General features: G+C 57.9%; 12 protein-coding genes. 4 read left to right on the forward strand and 8 right to left on the reverse strand.

Annotated elements, in window-relative coordinates; all coding sequences use genetic code 11:
* Positions 1 to 396 precede the first annotated feature (396 nt).
* Complete coding sequence (locus CKV99_RS11780) at positions 397 to 1,365, forward strand: Abi family protein (RefSeq protein ID WP_353959359.1); 969 nt, start codon at positions 397 to 399, stop codon at positions 1,363 to 1,365.
* Between the two features lie 210 nt (positions 1,366 to 1,575).
* Here the strand turns inward: CKV99_RS11780 and CKV99_RS11785 are convergent, their stop codons facing one another.
* Together CKV99_RS11785 and CKV99_RS11790 are read right to left on the reverse strand one after the other, a co-directional pair.
* On the reverse strand, positions 1,576 to 1,767 hold the full coding sequence (locus CKV99_RS11785) for an addiction module antidote protein (RefSeq protein WP_092258890.1): 192 nt from the start codon (positions 1,765 to 1,767) through the stop codon (positions 1,576 to 1,578).
* 103 nt (positions 1,768 to 1,870) lie between these two features.
* Positions 1,871 to 2,788 carry an ATP-binding protein gene (locus CKV99_RS11790; RefSeq protein ID WP_092258887.1) on the reverse strand — a complete coding sequence of 306 codons (918 nt, stop codon included), beginning with the start codon at positions 2,786 to 2,788 and terminating at the stop codon, positions 1,871 to 1,873.
* Positions 2,789 to 3,481: 693 nt separating this feature from the next.
* On the opposite strand from CKV99_RS11790, the gene CKV99_RS11795 reads away from it, so the two are divergent.
* Positions 3,482 to 4,717, forward strand: coding sequence for an NAD(P)/FAD-dependent oxidoreductase (locus CKV99_RS11795; RefSeq protein WP_092258884.1), 1,236 nt, complete (start codon positions 3,482 to 3,484; stop codon positions 4,715 to 4,717).
* 122 nt (positions 4,718 to 4,839) lie between these two features.
* Here CKV99_RS11795 and CKV99_RS11800 read toward each other — a convergent pair whose 3' ends face one another.
* Positions 4,840 to 5,757 carry a PrsW family intramembrane metalloprotease gene (locus tag CKV99_RS11800; protein ID WP_092258881.1) on the reverse strand — a complete coding sequence of 306 codons (918 nt, stop codon included), beginning with the start codon at positions 5,755 to 5,757 and terminating at the stop codon, positions 4,840 to 4,842.
* An 18-nt stretch (positions 5,758 to 5,775) separates the two neighbouring features.
* Positions 5,776 to 6,417 (reverse strand): hypothetical protein, encoded by a 642-nt coding sequence (locus CKV99_RS11805; RefSeq protein ID WP_092258878.1) that lies wholly within the window; start codon positions 6,415 to 6,417, stop codon positions 5,776 to 5,778.
* A 29-nt stretch (positions 6,418 to 6,446) separates the two neighbouring features.
* Here CKV99_RS11805 and CKV99_RS11810 point away from each other — a divergent pair, with 29 nt between their 5' ends.
* Positions 6,447 to 8,378, forward strand: coding sequence for a M13 family metallopeptidase (locus CKV99_RS11810; RefSeq protein ID WP_092258875.1), 1,932 nt, complete (start codon positions 6,447 to 6,449; stop codon positions 8,376 to 8,378).
* 51 nt (positions 8,379 to 8,429) lie between these two features.
* A complete protein-coding gene (locus CKV99_RS11815) occupies positions 8,430 to 9,353 on the forward strand; it encodes an alpha/beta hydrolase (protein WP_092258872.1) in 924 nt (307 codons plus the stop codon).
* 56 nt (positions 9,354 to 9,409) lie between these two features.
* Here the strand turns inward: CKV99_RS11815 and CKV99_RS11820 are convergent, their stop codons facing one another.
* The 4 genes from CKV99_RS11820 to CKV99_RS11835 form a co-directional block, all read right to left on the reverse strand.
* Positions 9,410 to 10,318 carry a hypothetical protein gene (locus CKV99_RS11820; RefSeq protein WP_092258869.1) on the reverse strand — a complete coding sequence of 303 codons (909 nt, stop codon included), beginning with the start codon at positions 10,316 to 10,318 and terminating at the stop codon, positions 9,410 to 9,412.
* A 93-nt stretch (positions 10,319 to 10,411) separates the two neighbouring features.
* Complete coding sequence (locus tag CKV99_RS11825; RefSeq protein WP_092258866.1) at positions 10,412 to 11,257, reverse strand: VOC family protein; 846 nt, start codon at positions 11,255 to 11,257, stop codon at positions 10,412 to 10,414.
* A gap of 4 nt (positions 11,258 to 11,261) precedes the next feature.
* Positions 11,262 to 11,552 (reverse strand): RNA-binding S4 domain-containing protein, encoded by a 291-nt coding sequence (locus CKV99_RS11830; protein ID WP_092258863.1) that lies wholly within the window; start codon positions 11,550 to 11,552, stop codon positions 11,262 to 11,264.
* 46 nt (positions 11,553 to 11,598) lie between these two features.
* Positions 11,599 to 12,234, reverse strand: a complete 636-nt coding sequence (locus tag CKV99_RS11835; protein ID WP_092258860.1) for a LysE family translocator — start codon at positions 12,232 to 12,234, stop codon at positions 11,599 to 11,601.
* Positions 12,235 to 12,237 lie beyond the last annotated feature (3 nt).

Here is a 12,237-nt window from a genome sequence, read left to right on the forward strand (position 1 = left end):
CATGCAATCAACATTCCGGAGCTGGTCAGAACACTGCTTAATAGCGGTAGCGACACGTGGAATATCGAGGCCCGTTTCGCGTCGGCAAGCACGGCCCAGCATTCACCCGGTCTGGTGACGGCGACCACCAAGTCAGCGAACAGGAAAAGCGTTACCTGATCAGCCAGCGCACGCAACCAGCACACGATCAGGCAAAGACCCGGCCGATAAAGAGCAGAGAAAGCGCTTACACGATGAGGGCTACCACAGTTGCAGTCGCGGAACCTACGATGACACCCCATTTTAGTCAATACCTGACTTTAGTTTCTTTAGGTGTTAGACTGTTACTTAATCGTTCAGCCCGCCTTTGATCTTTGAGGATTAAAGAGTGGGCTGGATCTTTTTAGAATTGTGTGTATGAACATGTCCAACCGCCCTCTAAAACCCGCTAAATCGATCGGTCAACATGTGTATCGTTTACGGCGACGCGGCATGACCGTCAGAAACGTCGAAGCAGAACAGTGGTTCTCAAACGTGAGCTACTACCGTTTATCGGCTTACTGGTATCCAGCACGCAAAATAGCTGCAGACGGATCGACCCGCGCTGATGAGTTTGTTCCAGACACCAATTTCTCAGATGTTACTCGGCTCTACGAAGCAGACCGGAAACTCCGGACCCTCATCCATGATGGAATGGAGCGCATCGAAATAGCGATGCGGACCCAGATTACTGAAACTCTGTGCGCCAAACAGCCAAATGAACCAGACTTTTATCTTTCTTCTGGTGGCTTCCGAACGAGATTTGATCATGTCGGATGGCTCTCCACCATCTATGGGCGGCTCAACCGTGGAAAGAAGAATGAGGCGGTCAAGCATTACGCAGCTGAGTATGGGGGACGGTACCCGTTATGGGTTTTAGCGGAGGTCATGGACTTCTCAGACATGTCTAGGCTTTTTGCTGGGCTTGGAAATAATGACCAGCGAAAAATTGCAGAAAACCTCGACCTCCACATCAACTTCAATACCCTCTCAAATAATCAAAGGGATAGGTTGAGCAAAGGTCATCCGCTAGCGAGCTGGTTGGAACAGTTGACAGTTGTGAGAAATATCTGCGCCCACCACGGGCGCTTGTGGAACAAATCTTTCGCTCCAGCGTCCGCCGAAATCCTGAAGCACAATGGAAATCTCCACCTGATTCCAGGCCCACAAAATGAACGGATCTTTGGCTCTATGGTCTTCATGTCGCATCTTCTGCGAAAAATCTCCCCCGGCACAACGTGGCCAGAGAAAGTAATTCACCTTTTAACCGATTCTTTTCTGCCGAACCCTCTTGTACGAGCTAACAGCCTCGGGATCCCTCAAGGGTGGGATCAACAAACTATTTGAGCGCCCTGACAGTGAGGATGATCAACCATCAGGACCAAAACTTACCATCGGATGTACCCGACAACGTAGTTGACGAGCGCGAAGTGTAGCTCCACAATAGTCCCGATGCAGCCTTACCCAAAGACTATGGTTACGAGTGGTAGTTCTCACAAATTGGGTTTGAACATTCGTGTACAGAAACGGAAGACGAAACGGAACCACTTGACGAGATCACTGCGGATTATCGTCCACGCCAACTTCTCGAGCGAGCGCAGTCATACCACGCGATTTAGCTACATCGCCAAGGGCAGCTTCCACTAGAGCTGGATCCCCGTCTTCGAGAGCCGCGTTCGGGGAGGCGACAATGTCTCCTTCGGTTTCAAGGTATTCGCTGACATCCCAGGTGCTGACGTTGAGTTCCATGGTTCTTCCTACAGAGCTGGGTTGCTCATTGTTTAGCAGTGTTGATATCGCGTACCTGACTTGGTTTATCGCCAGTGATGGCCAGCATATGTACATGAACAAGTTAGCGAGCGGGCAGCTCAAACCTCGACGCTCTCCCTTGGCCTTTCGGTGTCAGTTGGTCTTCGTCGACAAGCGTGTCTAAAACTCGTTTCGCTGTGCCGCGCGCCACCCCAGTTAGCTCCATCACATCGCCTGTCGTAATCGCGTCATGTTCACCCAACCAGGCCCGAATGGTCTGCCACAACGCGTCCATCACGGCAAGGACAGGCGTGCTCGGGGTGCCGCCGATGAGCGTGGCCTGGACGTACACGCCATCAATTTCTTCAATATGGGGTGGGTTGTGCCCGACAGCAATTATCGCGAGATACATCCGGTCCACGCCCACACCTTGCTTATCGACGAGGCCGATCGCCCGAAACAGATCTGCCAACGCAGGGTAACGCGCCTCCCGCTGGCTTAAAATATTGGACGAAGTGACGTGGCCAACAAAACCTCCGGGGCTGCGGACCTCCAGCATGGAGTCCGCCTCAGTCCAGCGCACATCCGTGGGCGTTGACCGATTCCAATCACGGTGGATCACACCGTTAAGCAGCGCTTCACGCACAGCGCTTTCAGGCACTCGTGGCAGCTGGATATGGCTTAAGCCCTTTTCCACTGTCACCTTAGTGTTCATCACGGCTAGGGCCTGCTCGATCACGTCAATTTGTTCGACGAGCGATTGCTCAGCCCGAGGCGAGACCCGATTGATTACTTGACCTGCGGGAACAGAAAAATGGGTAAGCTCAATCCCACAACGACCCAGTGAGGTAAATAGCAGCGCTGCCGCCTCCGACAATTTACCATCGCTGCGCAGCGCACCAATTGCGCGAAGCAGTTCCTCGTCGGTGTATTGCAACGGTTCAGTTCCGCGCCAGCGACGAACAATGGCTAAGGCTTCTGGGCGCACATCGCTTATCGACGCTTGCGCCGCTGCCGCCATCGGATCGAAAGCGCGTGCACGGTCACGGTGTTGCCACCACTCGGAGCGGTCTACTTCTTTGCACGCGTCCCTCTGGTCTCTGCCATTACACCCACCTGCGGATTGTTAGATTAGATACCCTTCTAATCTAACACTGGAATACCTAATGGTGGATTCATTGTTAGATTAGGCCACCCCTTAATCTCACAATTTTTCGTCGAAACGCGAAAACGTGACGGTTTCAATCGTGGACAGCCAGATCAACCACCATCCCCCGACACCGCTTCGACCGCAGTATTGATGAGGCTTGCTGCCGAATGGGCATCGTCGACAGTTACGGTGCTGGAGCCATTCTCCACCCCTAGCTCAAGAGCATCACATGGGCGCACGATCAGACCCCACCTACGGGTGGGAGACCAGCGCAAACCCAGCCCGGAATCATTCCGTACTTCCCCCGTGGGACAGTCACTGTGGTTTTATTCAGGAACTTTATGCAGGAACTTTATACAGGCCGATCGTGGATGGTGTCAGCCGATTCGAGGTCAAGGATGATGAGCACAACATCCCCCAATCGAGTGGAGCTAGCCGAGATCTCACTGTCAACCCCTAGCGCAATTACCGCCGATAAGACATAGTAAACACAAAGCTAGTGCGCAGATACGACGGAGAAAATAACCTCTTTAACTGACTTAACACTGTGAGGAGAATCGCGACATGAAAGCCTTGATAATCGGTGCCGGGATGACCGGGCTGGCAACAGCATGGCACCTGCAAGAATACGGCTACGAAGTAGAAGTACTCGACAAAATTGGCGTGGCCGCTGGGGCATCCTGGGGTAATGCTGGCTGGCTTGCACCCGGCAAAACAATCCCTTTGGCAAATTCTTCACTGTGGGGCTACGGCCCTACGGCACTGTTGGACAAAAACGCTGCACTCAGTGTTCCTTTCCGCGTCGACCCGCAGCTGTGGGCTTTCGTCGCCCAGTTTATGGCGCACGCCAATGACCGAGCATGGGACCGGACTATGGCCGCACTCACCCCGGCGGACCTGGGTGCCCTTGCTGCTTTTGATGAGCTTATCGACGGCGGCGTGGACGCTGTCACCCACGAAGGCCCTTTCATTGTGGGGTTTGAAGAGGCCGGCCAGGCAGCAGGGTTCCTCACAGAGGTTGAGGGGGCTGTCCGCCACGGGCAGGAAATCCCTTTCCGTAAGATTACTTACGACGAAGCACTTGAATACGCCCCCATGCTGGCACCACGGGTCAAAGAAATCTACGCCATGGAGGGTCAGCGCTATATCGAGCCGATGGTGTTCTGCGAAGCCTTAGCGGACAGCATCATTCAGCGTGGCGGCACTATAACCACTGGTGTTGAGGTTGTTGATGTGCAGTCCACCCGTCAACCGGCACTCAAGTTAAGCACCGGCGAGTGGCTCAACGCTGATGCCGTGGTGATTGCAACTGGGGCGTGGATGCCGCAGCTTGCCCGCCAGCTGGGTGTGCGCACTGTAGTGCAGGCGGGACGTGGCTACTCGTTCACGGTGGCAACCGAGCAGCCGTCGACGCATTCTGTCTACCTGCCACACACCCGGGTGGCCTGCACCCCAGCACCGACACGTGAGGGGCGGTTCCAGATCGCGGGCACCATGGAGTTCCGGGGGCCTGACGAACCCTTCCAACCGGGCCGGGTGCGCTCCATGATCGAAGTGACTAAACCGCTGTTTCAAGGGGTCAACTGGGATGATATTCAAGATCAGTGGGTAGGTTCACGCCCTGTCACCCCAGACGGGTTGCCGCTGGTCGGTGCCACCCAAGCGCCGAACGTTTATACCTGTGGAGGCCACGGCATGTGGGGCGTTGTGTTGGGGCCGATCTCCGGCAAGCTCTTAGCCCGCCAGATCGCCACTGGTGAAGCAGACCCCATGTTGGAGGCGTTTGATCCCCTGCGCTAGCAGTTATTCCGCATGACACAGACGACTTCGACGCTGTCTGCAATTTTCGCGCGCCAAAGCCACATCATGGGGATAACGTGGCTGGGGCGAAGCACAAACCCTGGCCCGAACTGTAGCTTCTCTTACCTGCGGTGCGGGCCCTGCGGAAAGTGTGAGCCCTGCGGAAGCTGCTTCACCGATGTCAACGCCCCAAAAGTATGCACGTAGGTATCGTCGGCACGCGCGGCGCGCACCGCACGCACCCAGACGTAAATCCACAACCCGTATAAGATGAGGCCTACCAGAGCAAACTTGACCACGTATGCTGTCTCGGATTCGTGGGCATAATTCCACGCAAAATGCAACGTCAGCGACGCGAGAAAATACACGGCGACCACCTGAATGCGCCACGCCAGCGACCTGCCCACCACGTACAGCGCCAGCCCAATCCCCCACCCGACCATGCCGGTAAAACCAACGTGCAGCAGCGGGCCTGCGACCAGGCGCAGAGCCCACGTCTCCAGCATACCCAGCACGTCAGAGGAGGCATGCAGCGTCCCACCCGCAGAGCCGTAAAGGGCGTTCTCCGTCGCCTCAAAGCCCAAGCCAACCACCATGCCCACCAAGAAGCCGTGCCACGGGCGTGTGAACTGGCGAAATGACATGAGAATGAACAACACGCCTAAAGCCTTCGCTGGCTCCTCCGGCCACGCCCCACCAAACGATGCCATCGCTTCTGGCCAGCGCAGCGACAGCGCGAAGCCTACCGCCGCCCCGGCTGAGGGAATCACCATCAAAAGTGACACACCCGCGCCCCACATCAAGGAGCACAGAACCCACCAGGCGCTTGTCGACGCCCGCCCCCGCACCGCCGGCGACCGCACCCAAATGGGGGTGCTGCGCAGAATGAGCAGCACCACCGTTACCAGCAGCATCCCCAAAAGGTTAGTGAGCAACCCTGACAAGGGGTCGACGAGCAGCATTGAGACTGTCAAAAGAAGCACTACCGGTATAGAAATTGCCACCAGGATGATCAAAGTATTACGGAACAAAGTCGACATCAGTTGCCTCACCTCCTGCTAGAGATTCTGAACACCCGGCAGCGGGCGGGTTGGGTGCTCCGGTCCAGGAAGTTGTGGTTTGGGCCTGTCATCAATTTCTGGAAGGTGAGCCAAAACATCGTCTGCTAAGGGTGATCCTGTCAGATTCTCCCAGATGCGTGATGCCACCTCAGTGACCTCCAGAGTGTCTGCACCCGTGACCTGCACATACAGTACCGTGTTGTCGTAGTCGCCGTTACCGCGCACAGTCATGGCGATGGTCGGCCCAGTGTATTTATTCGCGTAGAGAAACACGAGGTTATCGCCCACCCTAATCACCTCGCCCGATTTTCCATCCAACCAGTCGGAATGGGCGCGGACTTGGCGTCGTAACGTGCGCTCTGGATCGTCCGTCCACTCCGAACTGGAGGCGGTCACCGTGACATCGCCACAGGTCCACCCCTGCTGCGACGTTGCGTGATAATCCACTGTGCACACCAGCTGATCGATCGGCTCCGCCCACCCCTGCCCCACAGAAAGCTCGACTTTCTCCAACTCTGGCGCCGGGTCTGGCACAGCCCACACCACCAGCGCCGGAAGAGCAAGAAACGCAGCTACCGCGGCGAGTGACGAAGAAAAAAGTCTGTAGGTACGACGCGGACCGAAACGATACGAAGGCATGGACCCAGCCTAATAGTTAGAGTGGAGACATGAACGACCTCTATCAATTTGTTAACGGACCATGGCTAGACACCCATGTTATTCCCGACGACCGTGGCGTTGACGGCACCTTCCACAAATTACGCGACGATGCAGAAGCCAACGTCCACGACATCGTAACTGGTGGCAGCGGCTTGGCCACCGACCTGTTCTCCTCTTTCATGGACACTGACACGATCAACCAAGCCGGCATCACACCACTAGACGAGGACTTTGCCTTACTGTCTGTGGCTGACATCGACGAATTTGCCACCAACTTAGGCAAGTTAGAGCGCGTTGGTGTGGGCGCCCCACTCACCTACTTCATTGAGAAGGACTCCCAGGGCGAAAACGCGGTGGCCTACTTGATGCAGTCGGGGCTGGGGCTTCCCGACGAGGCCTACTACCGCGCCGAACCCCACGCGGAAACACTTGCCGCCTACGAAAAACACGTCGCGGAGATGCTCAAGTTCTTAAACCCTGAGGTCCTGTTTGGCCTTCCGGTGGAGGCTGCCACCACCCGGATCGTCAACATGGAGAAGGAGCTGGCAGCTGGCCATTGGGACGTGGTGAAAACCCGCGACGCGGTAGCCACCTACAACCCGGTGGATATTTCTGAACTGCCGGCGATCATCCAAACACTTCTCGCTGGATCCGGGTTGACCGAAGGGCGTGTGATCAACATGATGCCTTCGTTCACAGACCACCTCGCACACTTGCTGCGCCCTGAGAACCTCGCCGACTGGCAGCTGTGGGCCACGTGGTGCATCCTGCGTTCCCGTGCAGGCGTGTTAAGTGAAGAGATCGGGGCGAAGAACTTCGAGTTCTACGGCACCACTTTGTCGGGTGCGACCCAGCAGCGCGACCGGTGGAAGCGGGGCGTGGGGTTGGCTGAATCCCTGGTTGGGGAAGACATCGGTAAGGAATACGTCAAGCGCCACTTCCCCCGCGAAGCAAAAGAAAACATGATCGAGCTGGTTTCTTACTTGATTCGCGCCTACCGCATCCGCATCTCCCAACTGGACTGGATGACGGAAAAAACAAGGACACGCGCCGCAGAAAAACTCGCCCAGTTCAACTCTAAGGTGGGCTACCCCGATATTTGGCGCAGCTACGAAGGCCTCGAGTTCACCCCAGCAGGCACCCACCTGGTAGACAACGTGCGCCGCGGCGCCGAATTCGAGCATGACCACCAGCTGAACAAACTGTGTAAGCCGGCTGACCGCGAAGAATGGGTGACCACCCCGCAAACCGTCAACGCGTTCTACAACCCCGTGGTCAACGACATCACCTTCCCCGCTGCCATCCTGCAACCGCCGTTTTATGACCCCGACGGTGACATCGCCGAAAACTTCGGTGCCATCGGCGCTGTTATCGGCCATGAAATTGGCCACGGTTTCGACGACCAAGGATCGCGTTACGACGGCCTAGGAAATCTCAACTCCTGGTGGAGCGAACAGGACCGCGAAGCCTTCGACCAGTTAACTTCGAAGCTGGTCGACCAGTTCGACGGCCTCATCCCCTCCGTTTTGGTGGGCAAAGAAGGCATCGACGGAGTCAACGGCGAGTTCACCCTCGGTGAAAACATCGGCGACTTGGGTGGCCTTGGTATCGCCGTCGTGGCCTACCAGATGTACCTCGAAGACAAGAACATGGACAATGGCCCGGAGCAGCCATTCGAGGTCGACGGTGCAGATCCCACGCTCTACGAGGAGGAATACAGTGGCATGCAACGCCTCTTCCTCGCATGGGCACGCATCTGGCGCACCGCGATCCGCCCAGAAATGGCCGAGCAATACCTGGCAATCGACCCACACGCACCGGCAGAATTCCGCTGCAACGTCATCGCCGCCAACATTGACGCCTTCTACGAGGCCTTCCCCACCATCGACGAATCCTCGCCGATGTGGGTCGCCCCAGAAGACCGCGTCTCCATCTGGTAAAAACGCCTCGCAAGCGGGTGTCGTTCGGCCCCGTCGCCTACGCTATGGGATATGACACCTCCCCCACGACTGGAACCAGGCGACCCCAACGACAACTACCCGCTGAACGAGCAGGGAACCGACCATTTCAATGTCGGCGGAGTACGCCGCACCCTCCCCGAGAACAAGCAGTTGGAACAGTTAGTCTCCTACCTGCATGCCACCTACCCGGAGCCCGAGTTCACCCCACCGTGGAAGGGCGGCTCGGGTGACCCGGACCCGGCGGACCGCTACAGCGCCCTGTTGCCCGACCGCATCACGCACGCCGCCATGCTAATGCTGGGCTCCGCCGTCGACCACACCATGCCAGGAGTGGCGTTTAGCGAAGGGGTGGAGGTCACCGAGGTGGCGTCGATAAGCGCGGCCCAATTCACCCCGTCGGAGCCGACTGGGCGTTGGGCGATTTCGTTGCATCCCGGCGGGTGGTGGCGCGGTGCTGGTGACGCGCTCGAGTACGCGTGGCGCCCCGAGGTTGCTGCGGCCGCACAGCTATCCGGCACCACCATCCTCGACGTTGACTACCCGTTGGCCCCGGCGCACACCGTGAAGGAGATTCGCGCCGCGGTGGTGCGCGCCATTGATTACGCACGCAACCAGTCTGCAGGCCCGGTCGCCGCGTGGGGGTACAGCGCCGGCGGTGCGTTAGCCACTTTGGTGGCTTCGCAGGTTGACGCGCTCGTGCTTACTTTCCCCGACCTGGATTTGGAAGCAGCGCTTAACGACGACCTGCGCGACGGCTTCTCTGTCCCAGCAGTTGAGCGGTGGCCTAGCACGTTTGTACAGGTAGCTCTCGAAGATGAAGTAGCTGCCCCACCAGATGTGGGGGACGCGCCACACGTGAAGGTGGCAGAGTATTACTCAACACACAAGATCGCGACTCCTGCTGTTAACCGTGACAAAATCCAGGATGTGGCCGCGTTTTTGCGCGGTTTTTAGGGCAGGAATGGTGTTAGCCCACTACAGAATCGTCAACGCCCCGCCTGAAGGTACTACTACGGCAGAGCCGGGATGGACGGGATGGCTGGCACCTCTACGGGAACCAGCTCAGGTGCACCAGTGGGAACCAGCCAATCGCGCGGAATCGCGTTGGTAATCTCCACCGGGGTCTCTGGTGGCAGCGCATCAACTACCCGCTGGGCTGGGGCCTGGATTGGCCCTACCGAGCTGGTCAGGGGCTGCTGCCCGGGCGCAGAACCAGGTGCGGGGTGAGCAATCGGGCCGACAGCGGGGCCAACGCCGAAGCCCCGTAGAGCATCGTTGGTGTTGGTGGCCGCGTCACCGTACGTCATCACGGCTGCGGAAAAACCGTGGCCGTAGCTTGCGGTTGCGGTCGCTGAGACGCGGTCGTTCGACCAGCCGAACTTGGTGCCCTGCACCCCGGGCAGACGGGACGTGCCATAGTTTTGGGCGAAGCCGTCGGCGGCTATCGGTGTGGCACCAGCCATGCCCCGAAACACTGGTGCTGCGACGGGATCAGGCTTAATGGCCTCAATGAAACGGGAGACGTCCACAGCAGAGGTCCGCGAGCTACCCCAGTACCCATTGCGGTAGGTGGAGCCGAGTCCGAACTGGCGAGCGATCTCGTCGATCGCCTGCGGGTAGGTGCGGTCCATGTTGTTAGCAATATTGTCATCAGACACACGCAACATCTGTTCGACCTGTGCCTTGTGGTGTGGTGCGCCGTTATAAAGCACCCAGTATCCTAGGTACAGCTTGCTCAGGCTGAGTGCAGGCCGGGCCTCATACCCGTTTGGGGAGGCAGCGACTGTGCCGTCGGAATAGACCACAGCCAGCGAGGAGCGCGGGTTCATCCCTTCGGGATTCAACGTGACGGCCTGGGCAGCAGGTGCCAGGCCGAACGCGATAGCAAGGGCGATAAGGATGCCCCACAACTTCTTCATGGTGGTTACCGCCTTTACGAAGTTACGGAGTAATTTTCCAGCTGAAGGTAGTATGCGCTGATTATAGCGTGTTCTTACTGGTTTGAGCGTGGATCACAGATTAAGGATCGAGTCTGCCTCACTCAAATCTTCTTCAGGCACAGGCTCCGGTGTCTCGCAGAATGTGACTGTTGCGCCAGTGGCATCGCTGACAAGCAGCAGCGGGCCAAACGACGACTGCTCCGGGCCACGAATCACCTCACCACCGAACTCAGTGACCAGCCGGGAGGCCTCGTCAATGTCACGTACACCCAGGTAGGATTGCCAGAACCCAGGAACCTCGTTGGGGAACTGGTCAGTAGCGTCCCACAAGCCGGCAAAGGCGGCGCCATCCTCCAATACCAGCGAGTAGCCGTCTTGGGTGGCGGTTTCCCAGTTGAATAAGCCCCGGTAAAAGTCCGCGACCTGATCAAAGTGGCCGGTGGCGGTGTACTCGTGCCACACGGGGGTGCCCGGCTCGCCCGCTGCCACGAAGGAGTCCTCGCCGGCTGGCTGAATCAAGCCAAACAGACCATCCGCGTTGTCGGCGCACAGTGCCATCTGCCCTAGTGATACCTCGGTGGCTGGCGAAAGCACCCGTCCTCCGAGCTCTTCGACGCGGTCGCAGTCCGCAGTGATATCCGCTGACAAGAATTGGGTGACCCATGTGTCGGTGCTGGAAGCCTCTTGCGGCTGCTGAATGAAACCGGCTACCGGCAGACCCTCAAGGCGTGCGACGATATAGTCGGATTCCGCATGGTTTTCTGCATGGTTTTCTGCATCCGCTGCGCTGGTGCTGTCCGTGTGGACTCCTACCTTCCACCCGAGCACCTTGGAGTAGAAGTAGGTGGACTTCCGCAGATCTTTGGTGGACATGTCGACCCAGTAGGGCATGCCTGGTCGTGCTTCAAAAGCTGGCATTGGCTTAGAGATCCCTCCACTTTTCGGGGTCAAAATCATCGTTTGCGGTGCGTTCGTCGAAGTAGTCGCCGGCGTTGGTAGCGTCGGTGTCAGTGCTGACGGTAGCTGTGACTCCCCCCACTAAGACTTGGTCGCCATCGCGCAGCGTCTTTCCGCGCTGAGTCACCACCTCACCATTGACCTGCACCTCACCAGAGGCGATGACCTCCTTGGCGTGCCCGCCGGTTTCCACCAGGTTGGCTAGCTTGAGGAATTGGCCCAGTTTGATGGATTCTCCGCTAATCGCAATGTCCATAGTGCCCCACCTTATCCGAATCCGGTGTGAAGCTCAGGCCAACACCTCACATGATCAGCTCAGCCATACCGTCCACCACCATCCAAATTCCCAGCGCCACGAACAGCACGCCGGCTACTACATCAACCAACCAGCCGTAGCGCTCTAGCGGGCGCGCGATTACATGGATCAGCAACGCAAACCCCACAAACCACGCCACACCAGTCACGATGAGAGTGACAGCGATGATTACCATCCACTCCCACCCCATCCCCGGGCGCACGAACTGCGCGAACACCGCCCCGAAGAATAGCACCGCCTTGGGGTTTGAGAGGTTCGTCGTTAAGCCCAAGCGGAGCGCGCGTGACGACGACATCCCCGGCCCACGCAACACACGCGTATTCGTGGCGTTGCGCGACTGCAATCCGCCGCGTATCGACGAAGCCCCCATCCACAACAAGTACGCACCACCAATCAGCTGCAAGGCACCGAGGATGTCGGGGAACGTTTGAATGAGCGCCGACAGGCCCAACAGTGATGCCAGAATCCAAAAAGTGTTGCCCACCATGATGCCCAGTGCGCAGGCCACGGCGTTGGCACGTGACTTGGTGCCGATGCGGATGATCTGGAACAGGTCGGGGCCGGGGCTGGCGATAGCGGCCAGCCACACACCGATCATCGCGAGATACGAGGCGAAAGTCATGCG

This window comes from Corynebacterium cystitidis, from assembly GCF_900187295.1.
Classification (GTDB): domain Bacteria; phylum Actinomycetota; class Actinomycetes; order Mycobacteriales; family Mycobacteriaceae; genus Corynebacterium; species Corynebacterium cystitidis.